Here is a 17,584-nt window from a genome sequence, read left to right as displayed (position 1 = left end):
ATGAAATAGCCGCCGTGACTCAAAGCGTGGCGAACGTGAGGTCGGATAGGTGGATGAGCCGCGATGACATGCCGGGCTCCGGAACCGTGCGTGCGCCGCGCGCTCAAAGCTGCGAGGCGCCGCCGTCGACGACCAGTTCGGTGCCGACGACGTACGCGGATTCGTCGCTGGCGAGATAGAGCGCGGCGTTGGCGATGTCCTCGGCCGTACCCATGCGACCCACCGGAATGGTGTCGGCGAACTCGGCCTTGCGGTCGCGAACCCATTCGTCCGGCATGCCCCACTTGGTCAGCAGCGGCGTGTCGATCGCGCCGGGCGCGATCGCGTTGAAGCGGATTTTCCGGTCGAGAAACTCGTAGGACCAACTGCGGGCAAGCGATCGCACGGCGGCCTTCGCGGCTGCCGTCAACGAGATGCCATGCTTGCCGGTCTGCGCGACGAACGAGGTGTTGAGAATGACGGACGAGCCCGCTCGCAATTGCGGCAGCACCGCTTGAAGCGTGAACACCACGCCTTTGACGTTGATGTCCATGATCTCGTCGTAAAGCGCATCGTCGATATCGTCGACTGCCGACGGGAACGCCCAGCCGGCGTTCGCGAATACGATATCCAGGCCGCCGAACTGTTCGCCGACTTCGGCGGCAATCGCCCGCATGTCGTTGATCGAACGGACGTCGCCCTTGAGAACGAGCGCATGCTCGCCGAGTTCGGCCCTCACGCGCTCGATCACCGCCTCGTCGCGACCCGTCACCGCGACGCGGGCGCCTTCCGCAATGAACCGCTTCGCGGTGGCAAGACCGATGCCACTGGTCCCACCGGTGATTAACGCCGACTTGTCTTTAAGCCTCATCTTCTGCTCCTTTCTACGTCGTGATTGATCGGGCCGAAAGCGCAAGACGCGATGGCGTTTGTGCTTTTCGCTGCTCGATCTTCCACGTGCAGTATGGAACGCGAAGCGGATGGCGCAAAGGTCGTATAACCCTCAAAAAACGACACCTGGATCAAACGAGTGACTCAAGCATGTCGGCGTGAGGTGGCGGCATCGCACATCGGTACACGTGTGGCTTCAGCCTTCGTTCTCGTAAAGCAACCCATACCCGTCGCTCGTCCGCTTGATACGTGCGAACCCGAGTTCCCCCAGATGCATGCCGGCGATCAGAAGGCCGTCCGCGCTGACCTGATCGAGAATGCGTGACCGTGTAGCAGCTGCCAGCGACGCATCGTGATCGAACGCAATCGAGACGTCCGGCCGCTGAATCTGGATATGCGGGAAATGCACCACATCCCCCCACACAAGCAGGCCTTGATCGCGGGATTCGAGAACATATCCGGTGTGTCCATCGGTGTGTCCCGGCAACGGCAGCGCGCTGATGCCGGGGAGCACGTGTCCGTCTTCGAACAGGCGAAGCCGGTCGTCATAGGCATCGAACACCTGACGCGCCTTCGCAAAGTTGCCGCGAGCCCGCTCACTGGCGCGACTGAGATTTCCGTCGTCCTGCCAGAACCTGACCTCTCGCTGATGCACGACCAGTTCCGCATGTGGAAACGCGGCCTGTCCTGCGCCGTTCACCAGCCCACCGACGTGATCGGGATGCGCATGGGTAAGCAGGATGGTGTCGATCGCGGCGGGTTCTATGCCGGCAAGTATCAGGTTCGTTTTGAGCTGGCCACCCCATTGCTTGAACCCGCCAGCCCCACCGTCGATGAGAACGGTGCGGCCCGCTCCGCGTACGACATAGCAATTGATATGGACGGCCGTCGGCTCTTTCTGTCCGGCATCACGCTGCATTTTTGATGCGTCATCCGAAGCGATATTCGACAGGAAGTCGAGACTGGCAGTGAGATATCCATCGCTGATGGCGGTGATCATGAAATCCCCGACTTGCTGAACAGGAAAGGTAAGGGTGGACATCGTGTTGCTCCGAATCGGCTAGTTGCGGGCGTGAATGCTCGACGCGGTATAACCAAAGCACCGAATGCGCGCGGTGAGGCCGGTGCGGCGAACGATCGCCTGATCCAGCGCGTCCATGAACCGGTTCATGACCTCCGGCGTGCGGGGCGTGCCGACGCGATACCGGATGTCGGCGAAGACGGGATGTCCATGCCCGTGCCGAACCGCCAGGAAAATGACATGGACGTTCTTGAGTTCAGCCTCAAGCACCTGCGTGCAGAGTTCGACGCAATCGCGCGACAGCTCGGCAAGGCGTTCATCAGCCGGCATCCGCGTCGCATCGATCGAGAAAGTGACGTTCGGCATCGCGGTCTACTCCTGTGCAATCGAAAGGGCGCGTGTGCTTGTCAACTGCTCCGTCATCGGCGCGTAAAGGTGAATGCCTTCCGGGAGCGCCTCGACAAGCTGCGCGCTGTTCCGTGGCACGACGGCGAGCCAACGGCGTGCCGGACACTGCTCCAGCGCAACGGCCTGCATGGCCAGCGGTTGGAGGCCCAATTGAATCAGCGAATCAGGGCCGCCGGCGCTTACTGCGAGATGTTCACCGTCCTTTACCGCCGGCGCGAAGCCGATATCGCTGTAGAGATTCCGGCGCCAGTCGGTGATGTGTCGTTGCCACTTCGCGAAATTGCCGCCGCCTTTGCGGCGATACTCGTCGCCGGTCAGGACATCGAGGCCGTCGATCGTGTGGATCGCCAGATAAACCGGGCAACCGCCGGTGATCGCCTTGAACCGCTGCGACGTGTGAAACCCCGTGACCGAGATCAGCGCGGGCAGCTTTTCAAGGCTGTAGAAGTCGTTCCATTCGGCTTCGCTGTCGAGGTCGGCGAAGCTGCATTCCACGGTGTAGATCATGGGATTGTCCTTTGGGCAGGATGCACGTCCATCTGGGAACGTGTGATGTTCAGTGCGGTAACGTAATGCTAAGCTCGTGATTCCGCGCCATAAAACGAAATAAAGTCAGCCTTCAGTGACATTTGCTCAAGCTGATGGCGAACACACTTCGACCAACGAGACGTCCATGTCCCGCAAGATCCCAAGCAATTCCGCGCTCCAGGCGTTTGAAGCCGCGGCCCGACACGGCAGCTTTGCCCGAGCCGCCGAAGAGCTGGCGCGGACCGAGGGTGCCGTCAGTCGCCAGATCGGCCGGCTGGAGGCGTTCCTGGGCGTCACGCTGTTCGAGCGGATCGGCAATCGGGTGCGGCTGGCGCCGAACGGTGCGCGATACGCGGTGCAGGTTCGCGAGATTCTGGATCGGCTCGAACGGGACAGCCTGTACCTGATGGGGCAGCCGATCGAAGGCGCGAGCCTCGATATCGCCGCCATCCCAACCTTCGCGACGCGCTGGCTGATCCCGCGGCTGAAACATTTTCAGGCGCGGCATCCGAACATCACAGTGCATATCGCCGAGCGGATGGAGCCGTTCCTGCTGGCCGGGAGCGGTTTCGACGTGGCGATTCATTTCGAGCATCCGGCATGGGCGGGGATGCATCTGCATCCGCTGCTGGAGGAAGTGCTGGTGCCCGTCTGCAGTCCGGCGCTGCTCGCCGGCGCCGGGGCGAAGCCGTCGCTGGACGCACTGCCGCGTCTTCATCGGCGACAGAATCCCGACGCGTGGCAAGCCTATGCGCAGGCGGCCGGCATCGTGCTGACCAATTCGGCGGTGGGCGCGCGCTACGACCTCCATTCGATGCTGATCGAAGCGGCGCTGGCCGGCCTGGGTGTCGCGCTGGTGCCGCGCCTGTACATCGACGCGGAGCTCGAGCAGGGGCGGCTGGTTGCGCCTTGGCCGGAGGGCAAGACGATCACGAAAAACTTCTGCCTCGTCCTGCCCGAACCGATCGAGCTGGCCGACGGGCCGTTGCGAGCTTTCGCGACATGGATGCTGGACGAAGCGCGGGGATTGGCGCCGGGCGGCAGCGGCTGACGCACATCGTCCAACCGTTACGCTTGCGACGGCGTCGTCGCCAGGCTGATGCGCCGTGCTCGGGTACACTCGTGATCCCGTCACGCACGCGGCACCAGCATGGACAGTCAGCTTTGGATCATCTGCGGGCTTACCTTCGTCATCCATGTGATCGCGACGCTGGCTTATGCCGTGCGGATCGCCGGCGTGCGCACGCGACGCATCGCGTTGTCGTTTTCGTTGTTCGGGATCATCGCGCTCGTGTCGCGAACGGCCAATTCCTTTCAGGGGCCGTTCATCGCGAAACGCGTTGAAATGGATATCGCGCACCGGATGGGGAGCGGGTTGCTGGCCGACTTCCGGTGGTTCCTGCTGTCCGCCACCGTGGCGACCGTCGTCGGGTCGTTCCTGATCCCGACGTTCCAGCGTTATTTCAGTCGCGCCGTCGAACACTTCCAGGTGAACCGCTCGATTCCCCGCTTGCTGCTGGATGCGTGCAGTCGCGCCGGGATCAACTATCTGCGCGTCGGCGCACGACTGCCTTCCAGCCAGAACGTCACGCAACTGACCGCGAACACCGGTGTGTCATGGGGCGTCATTGCGCTGAACGTCGCCGCGATGGCGATCTGGACGGTCGGCGTGTTCGCGTCGCTCTATGCGGGCTACCTGAAGCCCGACCTGAGAGTGACGTGCGCGAACCTGTCGTCCGTCATCAACGGTTTCGCGACCGTCGTGCTGGCGGTCGTCATCGACCCGCAGGTTTCGGTCATGACCGACGACGTCATCGAAGGGCGGATCTCGGAGAACAGCTTTCGGCGGGCCATCACGACACTCGCGGGCGCGCGCGTGCTCGGCACGTTGTGTGCGCAAGCGGTGCTCGTGCCGGCCGCGCTCGTCATCGTGCGCGTCGCCGAGCTGATCTAGCGTTGCACCCGGACAACCGGCAATCTCTCCCGCGGACCATCGCCATGAAACCCGTCGCTGTCGTATTGCACGGCCCGACCAGTGCAGGGAAGAGCAGTCTGGCACGCGCGCTCCAACAGTGTTCGGACGTGCCGATGTTTCACGTATCGCTCGACGCGTTCGTCGAAATGTCGCGCCGGCGTGACATGCGATCGGAAGAAGAACTGAATCAGGCGCTGAGGCTTCACCACCTCAACCTGCAGTCGACGCTCGCGCGGATTGCGGCCAGCCATTTCGAGATCGTGCTGGACCTCGTGCTTCGGGATCAGTGCGCGCTCGACGCATGCATTGCTGCGCTGTCGCCGCGTCAGACCTTCGTCATCGGTGTGACGTGCCCGCTGGACATCCTCGAACAGCGCGAACGCGCGAGACCGGATCGAGGCGAAGGCATGGCGCGATCGCAGTTCGGGCATCCCGCTTACTCGCGGCCGTATGCGCTGCGCATCGATACCTCGACCTGCACGCCCGAGGAAGGCGCGCGCCGCATTCGTGCCCACGTCGATGCGCTGCGTGAATGATCGTCACCGGATGGGGGCAACAGTCAGTCAGCATTCTCCATTAAACTCGCCGGCACTGAAGCGCGTCGGCCACACGGATTATGTCGTTGGCGCGCGACAAATGGCATTGTTCCGGTAGGCAAGGGCATTCTCGATGAAACCGATTCCGGTGCTCGTGTGCCGATCGCCGATTATTCACGTTTCAAACGGATTCACGTGCCGGCGGCCCGTGCCGCGCGGTTCTGGCCGGTGAGCGCGAGGGTGCCAGCCCCGTCGTGTCCAGACAGGGGATTCATGGATTGAATGCGCGCCGATTCAAAAGATAAATTTTGGAAAGACTCTGGCACGGGATATGCTTGACGGGTTTTATCCGATCGGAACCTGCGCCGGATATTCGTCAGCATAATCCGGCAAGAGCATGAACCGGTTTGCCCTGACAAGACCATCGATTAGAGGATCGATCGTTTGTGAAATCTGCGCGGGAGTGCCAAGCTGCGCGCGGAGCAAAGTCGTACACGGATTGAGTTGGGTGACGTGAAACGCAGGCCGTAATTCCTCGCGACGGCCACTACTGACAGTTCAGGATATGACATTACTGATTGGGGTCCCTCTGGAGACGGCCCACGAGGAGCGGCGCGTAGCGACCGTTCCCGACGTGGTCGAAAAGCTGATCAAGCTCGGGTTCTCGGTGGCCGTGCAAAGCGGTGCCGGCACCGGCGCGAACTTCAGCGATGACGACTACCGCACGGCCGGCGCCGAAGTCGTGCCGACGGCCGCCGATCTATGGGGCCGCAGCGACATCGTCCTCAAGGTGCGCCCGCCGAGCAGCGACGAAGTCGCGCTGATGCGCGAGGGCGGCACGCTGATCGGCTTCGTCTGGCCGGCCCAGAACCCTGAACTGATGCAGCAGCTGGCCGCGAAGCGGGCCACGGTGCTGGCGATCGATTCGCTGCCGCGCACGCTGTCGCGCGCGCAGAAGATGGATGCCCTCACGTCGATGGCCGGCGTGAGCGGCTACCGCGCCGTCATCGAGGCGGCTCATGCGTTCGGCCGCTACTTCAACGGGCAGATCACGGCCGCGGGCAAGGTGCCGCCGGCCAAGGTGTTCATCGCCGGCGCGGGCGTCGCCGGCCTCGCGGCGATCGGCACGGCCGCGGGCCTCGGCGCGATCGTGCGCGCCAACGACACGCGCGCGGAAGTGGCCGACCAGGTCAAGTCGCTCGGCGGTGAGTTCGTCAAGGTCGACTACGAGGAGGAAGGCTCGGGCGGCGGCGGCTACGCGAAGGTGATGAGCGAAGGCTTCCAGCAGGCGCAGCGCGCGATGTACGCGCAGCAGGCCAAGGAGGCGGACATCATCATCACCACCGCGCTGATCCCCGGCAAGCCGGCGCCGAAGCTCATCACGGCCGAGATGGTGCAGTCGATGAAGCCGGGCAGCGTGATCGTCGACATGGCCGGCGAGCAAGGCGGCAACTGCGAACTGACGGTGCCGGGCGAAGCCGTGGTGCGTCATGGCGTGACCATCGTCGGCTACACGGATCTCGCGTCGCGCCTGGCACGACAGTCGTCGACGCTGTATGCGACCAACCTGCTGCGCGTGGTCGAGGAGCTGTGCAAGGGCAAGGACGGCACGATCAACGTCGATTTCAACGACGACGCGATCCGTGGCCTCACGGTCGTCAAGGAAGGCAACGTCACCTGGCCGCCGCCGCCGATCCAGCAGCCGGCCGCCGCCCCGAAACCCGCCACGCCGCCGGTCGCGGCAACCGCGTCCAAGGGCCACGGCCACGGCAGCGGCGCGCCGATGTCGGCGAAGTCGCTCGCCATCACGTTCGCGGTCGGCGCACTGTTGTTCCTGCTGGTCGGCCAGTTCGCGCCGGCCACGTTCCTCGCGCACTTCACGGTGTTCGTGCTGGCCTGCTTCGTCGGCTACATGGTGATCTGGAACGTCACGCCGTCGCTGCATACGCCGCTGATGAGCGTCACCAATGCGATCTCGTCGATCATCGCGATCGGCGCGCTGGTGCAGGTCGCGCCGCCGTTGGGCGACGCGGCGGCGGGGGGCCGTCCGTCCGGGCTGATCCTGGGCCTGGCGGTGGGCGCGCTGACGCTCACGGCCGTCAACATGTTCGGCGGCTTCGCGGTGACGCGTCGCATGCTGGCGATGTTCCGCAAGTAAGGAGACGATAACAATGACTTCCAATCTGACTACCGTCTCCTATATCGGCGCGGCCATCCTCTTCATCCTCAGCCTCGGCGGGCTGGCCAATCCCGAGACCGCACGGCGCGGCAACCTGCTCGGCATGATCGGCATGCTGATCGCCGTGCTCGCCACGGTACTCGGCCCGCGCGTGTCGGTTGAGGGCGTTCCGTATATCGTGGCTGCGCTGGTCGTCGGCGGCGCGGTGGGGCTCTACGCCGCGAAGAAGGTGCAGATGACGCAGATGCCCGAACTGGTGGCGCTGATGCACAGCCTGGTCGGCCTGGCGGCGTGCCTGGTGGGCTTCGCGAGCTACATCGATACGTCGGTGCAGTTCACGGGTGCCGAGCACGCGATCCACGAAGTGGAAATTTACGTCGGCATCCTGATCGGTGCGGTGACCTTCGCCGGCTCGGTGATCGCATTCGGCAAGCTCTCCGGCAAGATCGGCGGCAAGCCGCTGCTGCTGCCGGCCCGGCACTGGCTCAACCTGGCCGCGCTGGTGGTGGTGGTCGTGTTCGGCCGTGCGTTCCTGCATGCGGAGACGGTCCAGGACGGCATGACGCCGCTCATCGTGATGACGGTGGTGTCGCTGCTGTTCGGCGTGCACATGGTGATGGCGATCGGCGGCGCGGACATGCCCGTCGTGGTGTCGATGCTCAACAGCTACTCGGGCTGGGCGGCGGCCGCCACCGGCTTCATGCTCGGCAACGACCTGCTGATCGTGATCGGCGCGCTGGTGGGCTCGTCGGGTGCGATCCTGTCGTACATCATGTGCCGCGCGATGAACCGCAACTTCATCAGCGTGATTGCCGGCGGCTTCGGCACCGGCAGCGGTGCGCCCGCGGCGGCCGGCGGCAGTGCGCAGCCGGCCGGCGAAGTGGTGGCGGTGAGTGCGCTGGAGACGGCCGAGCTGCTGCGCGATGCGAAGAGCGTGATCATCGTGCCCGGGTACGGGATGGCCGTGGCGCAAGCCCAGCACACCGTGCATGAACTCACGAAGGTGCTGCGCGAGAAGGGCGTCGACGTGCGTTTCGCGATCCATCCGGTGGCCGGCCGCATGCCGGGGCACATGAACGTGCTGCTCGCCGAGGCGAAGGTGCCTTACGACATCGTGATGGAGATGGACGAGATCAACGCCGACTTCCCCGAAGCCGACGTGTCGATGGTGATCGGCGCGAACGACATCGTGAACCCGGCGGCGCAGGAAGATCCGGGCAGCCCGATCGCCGGCATGCCGGTGCTCGAGGTGTGGAAGGCCAAGACCTCGATCGTGATGAAGCGCAGCATGGCGTCCGGCTATGCGGGCGTCGACAATCCGCTGTTCTACAAGGACAACAACCGGATGCTGTTCGGCGACGCGAAGAAGATGCTGGACGAGGTGTTCGGGGCGTTGAAGGCCTGACGGCGCCCATGGCCGGGCGCGTGCGCGGGGCGAACGATAACCGGCTGGGGTGTCGGACAGTCGGTTGATCGAAGCCCGGTGCGGCGGCCGTGCGTATCGCGAAGGTCACGGAAGTGCGAGGCGGAGGGGCCGTTTCGCACTTCCTTGCGGCAAAAGACGGCGATCGATTGTCGCTGCGTCGTTCTCCCTCCAACCATCAGCCACCCCCGATCCTTCCCCGCGACTGCGCCGGCAACGATGCCGTCTATCCAGCGAATCCAAGCTCCGCAAAAGTGGTGACCCTTGCGTCACAGGCGCGCGCCAGCGCCGGATCGTAAGTCGAAAAAAAGACCGCACGGTCTGTAGCCAGTGTCTTGAACAGATCGATCAGCACCGCACGCGACGCGGCATCGAGCCCGCTGTCCGGATCGTCGGCGATCACGACGGGGGGCGCGCCGAGCGTCGTGGCCGTCAGGAACAGTTTCTTGCGCGTGCCGAACGACATCTGCTCGAAGCGCTTCTCAAGATGCGGGCCGAGCCCGAATCGATCGGCCAGCTCGAGCGTGCGGGCGTCGACGACGGTCTTCCTGCCGGCCGCCACGAGATCGAGAAACTCGCGCCCCGTCCGGTGCGGATACGCCAGGCAATCGTCAGGCACGTACGCCAGTGCGGATTTCGCATCGTGCGGCGCGGTGCGCAGCGAATGGCCGCCGATCCACACCTCGCCCTCGTCCGCGTCGAGCGTGCCGGCGAGAATGGCGAGCAACGTCGATTTGCCACTGCCGGTTTCGTCGCACAGCGCCACGCATCCGGCGCCGGATGCGTAGTGGAGTCCCTTGAAGATGACGCGCTTGTCGTAGCGCTTGCCGAGATTGTCGAAGCGGAGCATGGATCGATAGTCAAACGAAAATTCGCCAGGTGAGCGCGACCCACATCATGGTCAGCGGCAGGCCTGGCAACACGGATTGTCGGGACGCGTAGCGTGGCGGCAGATAGTGTAATGCGACAAGCGACGCGCCCGGGCAGACGACGGTGCGCCGAAAGTCGCGGCACGCGCGTCATGCAGCTCGAGTATGCTGGATGAAGGCCGGCCGGATCGGCGATCAGGACGGCAAAACTGCAAACAATCACCGCGATCGTATCGCAACCACTGGCCGCACCGGGCCGACTTCAACTCGGAAACAGGGACTCGACATGGCAGAACTGGACAACGCGCTGTACGAACGGATCGGCGCGCTGAGCGACGCGGGCGATGCGTTGATGGAAGAAGGCGACTACGCAGGCGCGCTCGAGAAATTCTGGGCGGGATTCGACCTGCTTCCCGAACCCAAGACCAACTGGGAAGCCGGCACGTGGTTGATGGCCGCCATCGGCGACGTGAATTTCCATCAAGAGAACTACGCGGCCGGACGCGACAATCTCGCCCAGTCGATGCATTTCCCCAACGCGATCGGCAACCCGTTCCTGCACCTGAGGCTCGGTCAGTGCCAGTTCGAGCTGGGCGATCTCGATCGCGCGGCCGACGAGCTGATGCGCGCCTATGCGAGCGGCGGGCCGGAGCTGTTCGAGGACGAGGACGGCAAGTACCTGCGATTCCTGGCGACGCGGGCAGAAGGCATCGAGACGCCCTGACGCGCGTGGTTCGTGCCGGCCGGCGTCGCGAGCAGGCTTCGACGCCCGCGCCGGGATGCCGGGCTTTTCTCTGCATGAGCACAACTTGCCAATGAACCTGACCTTTCCCCTCGCCACCCGATCCGACGCCGAGACGCTGGTCGCCATCCGCATCGCCGCGATGCGTGACAGCCTCGAGCGCATCGGCCGCTTCGATCCCCAGCGTGCGCGCGACCGGTTTCTCGCGTCGTTCGATCCGGCGCGATGCCGCTTGATTGAAGTCGATGGCGTGAGCGCGGGCTTTTTCGTGGTCCGGCCGCAGGAGGATCACTGGCTGCTCGACCATCTGTACATCGTGCCCGAGCATCAGGGAAAGGGGATCGGCGCGGCGGTGTTGCGCAAGATCTTTGCCGACGCCGATTCGCAGCGGGTGCCCGTTCGCGTCGGCGCGTTGCGCGGCAGCGATTCGAACCGTTTCTATGCCCGGCACGGCTTCGTGCAGGCCGACGAAGCGGAGTGGGACATCTATTACGTGCGCGCACCGGGTTCGGCGACGGTGTAGATCGCGTTCGCGGTGTGATTCGGGGGAGCGCGTCAGCGTTTTCCCGGATACGGAATGCGCGGCGCATGCCGATGATGCAGAGAGAATACAAATACATGATCCGAGGCCAATCATGACGACATCTGCAACAAACGGACCGAATGCGGTATCGCCTGAAACGACCGGGGCGGCAGCGACATCCGACGATGCGGGTGGCGTACCGACGATCCTGCTGGTCGACGACGAGCCGAGCGTGCTGTCGGCGCTCAGGCGCGTGTTCCGTCCCGCCGGCTACGCGATCCTGACCGCGGAAAGCGGCGAGGCGGCCCTCGAGATCCTGGCGTCGACCGAAGTCGACCTGATCGTGTCCGACATGCGGATGCCGGGCATGAGCGGCGCGGAGTTCCTGGCTCGCGCACGGGCGCTCTACCCGGACACGATGCGCATCCTGCTGACCGGCTATGCGGAGATCGCGTCGGTCGTGCAGGCCGTCAACGACGGCGGCGTCTATCGCTACCTGAACAAACCGTGGGACGACCACGACCTGCTGCTGACCATCGAACACGCACTGGAGCAGCGGCACTTGCGGCGCGAAGCGGCCCGGCTGGCCGCGCTGACGGAAGCGCAGAACGAAGCGCTGCGCCGTTTCAACACGGAACTCGAAACGCAGGTGCGCGCACGCACGGAGGAACTCGGCCAGACCGTGATGTTCCTCGAAGCCGCGCAACGCGACCTGAAAAGCAGCTTCACCGCGATGGTCCAGGTCTGCGCGAGCATGATCGAGATACGCTGCGGGTCGGCCAGCGGTCACGCGATGCGGGTCGGCGAGATCGCACGGCGGCTCGCGCTGGCGTCCGGGATGAGCGAGCTGCATGCGCAGGACGTCTATTTCGCGGGGCTGCTGCACGGCATCGGCAAGTTGTCGCTGCCGGACGAATTGCTGCGCAAGCCGCTCGCGAAGATGACGGCGGAAGAGCACGGCCTGTTCCTGCAGCATCCGCTGCGCGCGCAGATGGTGCTGACACCGGTCGCGCAACTGCACAAGGTCGCGTCGATCGTGCTGCACCAGTACGAGCGCTTCAACGGACGCGGCACGCCGGACGGCCTGGCGGGCGACACGATCCCGCTCGGCTCGCGAATCCTGGCGATCGCGCGCGACTTCGAAGGGCTGCGCAATGGCGACATCGGCGCGCCGCATTCGGTCGAGCAGGCGCTCGACGCGTTGCGCTCGCAGGCCGGCGTGCGTTACGACCCGCGAATCGTCGACGGCCTGACCGAACTGATGCGGGACCCGGCGAGCCTAGGCATCGCGGCGTCCGTCGCGGAGGTCAAGTCCGCGCAGCTGCGCGAGGGGATGCAGCTCGCCGACGATCTGCGCACGCATCGCGGCGTGCTGCTGATGACCAAGGGCAGCGTGATGTCGGCGCACCAGATCGAGCTCGTGCGCCGCTTCGAGACGCGCGAGGGGACGTCGTTCGACATCCTCGTGCTGGCCGGCCAGGCCGCGGCGAAGCCGGCGCAGAGCGTGCCGAATGCGGGCGCGGCGCCGGCCTGAGCCCGGCCGCGCGGCCTGATGGCCGCGGTGCACGACTGCGCGCCGCGGCAACGCACTCACCTCGATCCGGGCGCTCGATCATGTACGGCACCTACCATCTCCCGCTCGTCCTGCTGTCGCTCGCGATCGCGACGCTGGCCTCCTATACGACACTCGACCTGGCCGCCTTCATTTCGCTGCTCGACAACCCGAAGCTCAAGCGTGCGTGGCTGGGCGGCGGCGCGGTGGCCATGGGCACCGGCATCTGGTCGATGCATTTCGTCGGCATGCTCGCGTTTTCGCTGCCGATTCCGCTCGGCTATGCATGGCCGGATACGGGCGCGTCGCTGGCGATTGCCGTGCTCGTGTCGTACTTCGCGCTGACGGTCGTCACGCGCGCACGGCTGGGCTGGCGGCGGCTGCTCGTGGGCGGCGCGCTGATGGGCGCCGGGATTGCCGGCATGCATTACGCGGGGATGGCCGCGATGCACATGGAACCAGGCATCCGCTACGATGCCGCGCTGTTCGCCGCGTCGATCGGCATCGCGGTGATCGCGTCGACGGCCGCGCTCTGGATCGCGCAGGCGTTGCGCGTGCAGCAGGCGCGCCATGCGACCGCCCAGCGGGTCGGTGCGGCTTTCATCATGGGTGTCGGCATCACCGGCATGCACTACACGGCGATGGCGGCCGCGCATTTCGCGCCGGACGCGCGGTGCGGGGCCGCGAACGGGGTCGATACGCCCTGGCTCGCGACGACGGTCACGCTGTTCACGACGGGAACCCTGGTCGTCACGCTGTTGCTGACCCGATTCGATGCGCGCACAACCTTCCTGCGCGGGATGACCGACACGCTCGAGCGGCTCGTGCGCTTGCGCACCGTCGAACTGGAACGCGCGCTGCATCGCTACGAGCAGACGACGGCGATGCTGCAGCGCACGCGCGAGAACATGGCGACCGAGATCGACGAACGCAAGGCCGCGCAGGCGCGGCTCGAACAGGAGAAGGACGAGCAGCGGCGCCTGCTGCATGTGCTCGAGGAAACCCACGTGCAACTGCTGCAGTCGGAAAAGCTCGCGTCGATCGGTCAGCTCGCGGCCGGTGTCGCGCACGAGATCAACAATCCGATCGGCTTCGTCAGTGCGAACCTCAACACGTTGAAGACATGGGTGCGCAGTCTGCTCGACGTGATCGCCGCGCATGAAGCCGCGCTGCCGCAACTCGACCCGGCCGCGCGCGACGCGCTGGCGGCGACGGGCCGCGCGGCGGACCTGGACTACGTGCGCGGCGAGATCGAGACACTGATCGACGAATCGATCGACGGCGCGCTGCGCGTGCGGCGCATCGTGCAGGACTTGCGCGATTTCTCGCGCCCGGCCAGCGACGAGTGGAGCGTGGTCGATCTCCGCGCGGGCCTGGAAAGCACGCTCAACGTCGTCCACAACGAACTCAAGTACAAGGCCGACATCGTGCGCGATTACGGTGACGTGCCGCAGGTCGAATGCCTGCCGTCGCAGTTGAACCAGGTGTTCATGAACCTGCTGGTAAACGCGGCGCACGCGATTCCCGAGCGCGGCGTGATCACGATCCGCACATCGAGCGACGGCGAGCAGGTGTCGATCGCGATCAGCGACACCGGGACGGGGATGACGCCCGACGTCGTCCGGCGGATCTTCGATCCGTTCTTCACGACGAAGCCGGTCGGGCAGGGCACGGGGCTGGGCTTGTCGGTATCGCATGGCATCGTCAAGCGCCATCGCGGCACCATCGACGTGACGAGCGAGCCCGGGCGGGGCACGACGTTCTGCGTCCGGATCCCGATCCGGCGCGCCGGCGAGCGCGAGAACACGGCGGAGCTGGCGCACCGGGCGTGATCGCGTGACGGCGCCGCGTGCCGCGGGCCGGCGCGGTTGTCGCACGTCATCGCAGCCGCTTGCGGCGTTGGCGACGAAAGAATTGCCAGAGCATCGCGGTGGCGTCCGGCCCCGTGGCGGAATGAAACGGCTCGCGCGGGTCGCCGCCGCTCCACGCATGCGGCAGCCGGCGGACGATGCAGACCCTGACGACGAGACGCCCGGCCTTGAGATAGTCGACATAGTCGGCATCGTCGCGCGCATAGGTGCGTTGCTCGCCCACCCGCATCGCGCCGTGCTCGTCGACGAGCCGGTTGAGCCGCGCGAACGCGATGCCGAGCTGCGTCGCGTTCCGGTCGGTCACGACCGTATCGAGTGCGCCGTGCATGACGAGGGCCGGCATGCCGGGATAGGACGCGACGTCGGTGCACGCATCGACCGCGCATATCGGGTCGTCGCGCAGGCCACGACGCATCAGGTTCATCGCCGCCAACGTCGACGACGGCGGGGCGATGGCCGGGCCGGAGTGCAGACCGACGGCCGCGAAGCGGTCGGGATACCGGATGGCCAGTGCCGCGGCGAGCCCGGCTCCGGCGGACATGCCGGCCAGGTAGATCCGGTCGCGGTCGAAGCCGTGCTGTCGCACGATGGCGTCGACCAGCGACGTGACGGCCGCGGCTTCCGACTCCGTCGCGTCGCCATGCCAGTGCCAGCAGCGGTGCGCATGCGCGGTCTTGGCCTGTTCGGGGAACAGCACGGCGAACCCCGAGCGCTCGGCGAGACGGCACATGCGCGTGCCCGCGGCAAACGATTCGGCACTCTGCTTGCAGCCGTGCAGCATGACGACGACCGGCATGCCGGCTGTCGTCGCCGGTGCGGCGGGGAGATACAACGCGTAGGCAAGATGGTTCACGTAGCGGCCGGCACTCGGGCCGGCGGAATGAAACGAGCGGAGCCAGGTGCCGGGCGCCTTGTCCGCCGGGGCGCGGGCCGGATGCACGGTGCCGGTGCGTCCAGCGGGACGCACGGTGGCGGCTGGCCGGGCGACCGGCTTGACCGCTCGCTTGGCGGCCGGTCGCGGCTTGCTCGTGCGCTTCGTAGGGCGCGTGCCGGCGGCGACGGAGAGCAGTTCGAGGGGCCGCAACCAGAGGCTGGTTTTTTTCCTGGGCATGTGCAGTTTCGTGCCGGCGGCCGACCGTGGCAGGAAGACGCGGCCGACTCCGCCGTCGCGTTGACAATCGAAAGGGGGCGCGGAGCAAGGATCGTGCTGCCGGCCGCGTGCACATCGAAACCGGTCGGCCGGTCGAATGCAACGGAACGCGGGATCCTGCGTCATCGCGGCGATTCGAGTCGGCCATCGGCGATGCTAACCGTCCGATGTGACGCGCAGGCGAATCGAAGTGTGCTTCGACCCTGTCGCGCGCGAGGCTAGCGCCGATCCAGCAGTGTATCGCTCAATACACTGAACGCCGCGCCCGGCAATTCATGCAGATGCTCGACCACGCTGCTGACCGGATAGAAGGTCTCCACCGCATCGTCGAGTATCCCGACACCGATCAGCTCGACGCGCCGCTCGCGCAGCGCGTCGACGCGGGCACGCAGGTCGGTGCGCAGGATCGCCGGGTTGCCGTCGCCTGTGGCCGGATAGCCGTCCGACAGCACCATCAGGATTCGCCGCCGCGCCCGCTTCGCCAGCAGCCGCTCGGCGGCCCAGCTCAACGCCTCGCCGTCGGGATTCTCGTGGCCGCATTCGATGCACGCGAGGCCGCTCGGGTTGTCGGAATCGAACCGCTTGTAGACGCGCAGGTCGAGCTGTTCGACGAACCGGTTATAGCCGAAGGTGTCGCGGCCGGCGTCGATCCAGCGCTGGTAGTGCGCGCGCATCGCCGCGTCCTCGACGGAGCTGTAGCCGAGTACTTCGCACGCGAAGCCGAGCTGCGTCAGCGCATCGCACAGCGCTGCCGCGCACAGCCTGGCGAGTTCGATCTTCCTGCCGGCCATCGACCCGCTGCAATCGATCAGCAGGCTGACGGCCGCGTCGCGCCCGGGTGCGGCGCGCCGGATGCGGAATGGCGTGCGATAGCCGGGCGACGTGACGAGGCGGGCGAGCGACATCCGGTCGAGCTCGCCGCGTTCCTGTTCGCGTTTCCAGCGCGTCTGCTCGTCCACTTTCAACGCCCGCTCGAGTCGTAGCTTGAGCGGCTCGGTCTGCGCGCGGGCCGCGCTTCGCAGGCGGTGCCAGCGCGCCGGTTCGCCGTTGCCGGTGAAGTCCGTCACCGTGTCGAACGCGGTGGTCAGCGGGACCGACAGCAGCGGCCGGTTGTCCGCGGACAGGCGGATCGTGCCGGGCATCGCATCGCCCGGCGTCGGTGCTTCGGTGGACGATGCCGTGTCGGCGATCGCACCGGCGCCCGATTCGGCGGAAACGGGCGCGCGTGAGTCGTCCGGCGCGCGCTGTCCGTCCGATTCGAATTCGGCGGCGATGCTGTCGCTGTCGATCGTGCTGCCCGGATCGGCCGTGAACATCATGTTGTTCGCACCGGCCGACGCCAGCGCGCGCACGCGTTCGACGATCCGGCGTGCGGCGCGGATGCTGTCGGCGGTCGACGTGGCTGCACGCGCTGCGTCGACGAGATCGCCCGATGCAGCCATCGTCGCGTCGAGCGACGGCATGCGCTCGATGGAAGGCGGCGGTTCGTCCCATAGCGCCCGTTCGATGCGCCACACCAGCCTGTCGCGCCATGCCATGCGAGGCCACCGATGGCGCACGTCGGCGGCCGTCGCCGCGCGCATCCGCCGCAGGAACGTCATCGCACCGGGATAGATCGCAGCGAGGCAGCCGGCCGCGCGCCGGTCGTCGATCGCCTGCGCAATGGCCTGCACCGCGGGCGACGACAGTGCGGCAATGTCATCGATTGCACCGAAGCGGATGCGCGCCGCGTAGAGGTCGACGAGGCCGGTGATCGCATTGTCGTCGACGTCGCCGTCGCCGTCGCCGGCGAGCAGCGTGTCGGGCAGCACCAGCAAGTCGTGCCGCGCGACCGGCCCGTGGCGTGCAAACCGCACCTCGATGCCGTGCCGTTGCGTGAGCGTGCGGGCCAGCCGGGTCAGGTGGAGCGACCGCGCGTCGTCGTCCCGGTCCATCGC

16 protein-coding genes are annotated in these 17,584 nt (G+C 66.1%); 9 read left to right on the top strand and 7 right to left on the bottom strand.

The genetic code is table 11. The annotated features are described in order from the left end of the window. Positions 1-103: 103 nt before the first annotated feature. From CFB45_RS35455 to CFB45_RS35440, 4 genes are all read right to left on the bottom strand, one after another. Complete coding sequence (locus CFB45_RS35455) at positions 104-850, bottom strand: glucose 1-dehydrogenase (protein WP_089429759.1); 747 nt, start codon at positions 848-850, stop codon at positions 104-106. A 216-nt stretch (positions 851-1,066) separates the two neighbouring features. Next, entirely contained in the window at positions 1,067-1,912 is an 846-nt protein-coding gene (locus CFB45_RS35450; RefSeq protein ID WP_089429758.1) for an MBL fold metallo-hydrolase, read from the bottom strand. An 18-nt stretch (positions 1,913-1,930) separates the two neighbouring features. Further along, positions 1,931-2,257, bottom strand: a complete 327-nt coding sequence (locus CFB45_RS35445) for a hypothetical protein (RefSeq protein ID WP_089429757.1) — start codon at positions 2,255-2,257, stop codon at positions 1,931-1,933. A 6-nt stretch (positions 2,258-2,263) separates the two neighbouring features. Continuing rightward, on the bottom strand, positions 2,264-2,806 hold the full coding sequence (locus CFB45_RS35440; RefSeq protein WP_089429756.1) for a sugar ABC transporter: 543 nt from the start codon (positions 2,804-2,806) through the stop codon (positions 2,264-2,266). A gap of 166 nt (positions 2,807-2,972) precedes the next feature. Here CFB45_RS35440 and CFB45_RS35435 point away from each other — a divergent pair, with 166 nt between their 5' ends. The 5 genes from CFB45_RS35435 (at position 2,973) to pntB (ending at position 8,922) form a co-directional block, all read left to right on the top strand. Further along, positions 2,973-3,878: a LysR substrate-binding domain-containing protein gene (locus CFB45_RS35435; protein WP_089429755.1), complete on the top strand. Its 906-nt coding sequence runs from the start codon at positions 2,973-2,975 to the stop codon at positions 3,876-3,878. 99 nt (positions 3,879-3,977) lie between these two features. After that, the gene (locus CFB45_RS35430) at positions 3,978-4,781 is read left to right on the top strand and encodes a lipid II flippase Amj family protein (protein ID WP_089429754.1); all 804 of its coding nucleotides are present in this window, start codon (positions 3,978-3,980) and stop codon (positions 4,779-4,781) included. Positions 4,782-4,783: 2 nt separating this feature from the next. Beyond that, positions 4,784-5,338: a chloramphenicol phosphotransferase CPT family protein gene (locus CFB45_RS35425; protein ID WP_144025265.1), complete on the top strand. Its 555-nt coding sequence runs from the start codon at positions 4,784-4,786 to the stop codon at positions 5,336-5,338. A 565-nt stretch (positions 5,339-5,903) separates the two neighbouring features. After that, positions 5,904-7,496, top strand: a complete 1,593-nt coding sequence (locus CFB45_RS35420; RefSeq protein WP_089429752.1) for a Re/Si-specific NAD(P)(+) transhydrogenase subunit alpha — start codon at positions 5,904-5,906, stop codon at positions 7,494-7,496. A gap of 13 nt (positions 7,497-7,509) precedes the next feature. After that, positions 7,510-8,922, top strand: coding sequence for a Re/Si-specific NAD(P)(+) transhydrogenase subunit beta (gene pntB / locus CFB45_RS35415; protein WP_089429751.1), 1,413 nt, complete (start codon positions 7,510-7,512; stop codon positions 8,920-8,922). 244 nt (positions 8,923-9,166) lie between these two features. On the opposite strand, the gene CFB45_RS35410 is transcribed toward pntB, so the two are convergent. After that, complete coding sequence (locus CFB45_RS35410; RefSeq protein ID WP_089429750.1) at positions 9,167-9,790, bottom strand: ABC transporter ATP-binding protein; 624 nt, start codon at positions 9,788-9,790, stop codon at positions 9,167-9,169. Positions 9,791-9,981: 191 nt separating this feature from the next. Here CFB45_RS35410 and CFB45_RS35405 point away from each other — a divergent pair, with 191 nt between their 5' ends. The 4 genes from CFB45_RS35405 to CFB45_RS35390 all read left to right on the top strand — a co-directional run bounded on the left by CFB45_RS35405 (position 9,982) and on the right by CFB45_RS35390 (position 14,458). Next, positions 9,982-10,533, top strand: coding sequence for a tetratricopeptide repeat protein (locus CFB45_RS35405; RefSeq protein WP_256978487.1), 552 nt, complete (start codon positions 9,982-9,984; stop codon positions 10,531-10,533). Positions 10,534-10,588: 55 nt separating this feature from the next. Then, complete coding sequence (locus tag CFB45_RS35400; RefSeq protein ID WP_373558433.1) at positions 10,589-11,074, top strand: GNAT family N-acetyltransferase; 486 nt, start codon at positions 10,589-10,591, stop codon at positions 11,072-11,074. 112 nt (positions 11,075-11,186) lie between these two features. Beyond that, on the top strand, positions 11,187-12,608 hold the full coding sequence (locus CFB45_RS35395; protein ID WP_089429747.1) for an HD domain-containing phosphohydrolase: 1,422 nt from the start codon (positions 11,187-11,189) through the stop codon (positions 12,606-12,608). A gap of 80 nt (positions 12,609-12,688) precedes the next feature. Further along, the gene (locus tag CFB45_RS35390) at positions 12,689-14,458 is read left to right on the top strand and encodes a histidine kinase (RefSeq protein WP_089429746.1); all 1,770 of its coding nucleotides are present in this window, start codon (positions 12,689-12,691) and stop codon (positions 14,456-14,458) included. A 46-nt stretch (positions 14,459-14,504) separates the two neighbouring features. Here the strand turns inward: CFB45_RS35390 and CFB45_RS35385 are convergent, their stop codons facing one another. Together CFB45_RS35385 and CFB45_RS35380 are read right to left on the bottom strand one after the other, a co-directional pair. Further along, positions 14,505-15,608 (bottom strand): extracellular catalytic domain type 1 short-chain-length polyhydroxyalkanoate depolymerase, encoded by a 1,104-nt coding sequence (locus tag CFB45_RS35385; RefSeq protein WP_089429745.1) that lies wholly within the window; start codon positions 15,606-15,608, stop codon positions 14,505-14,507. A gap of 257 nt (positions 15,609-15,865) precedes the next feature. Then, on the bottom strand, positions 15,866-17,581 hold the full coding sequence (locus CFB45_RS35380; protein WP_089429744.1) for a cobaltochelatase CobT-related protein: 1,716 nt from the start codon (positions 17,579-17,581) through the stop codon (positions 15,866-15,868). Positions 17,582-17,584: the final 3 nt, after the last annotated feature.

It is taken from the genome of Burkholderia sp. HI2500 (genome assembly GCF_002223055.1).
Taxonomy (GTDB): Bacteria; Pseudomonadota; Gammaproteobacteria; order Burkholderiales; family Burkholderiaceae; genus Burkholderia.
This window is presented reverse-complemented; position numbering and strand designations above follow the sequence as displayed.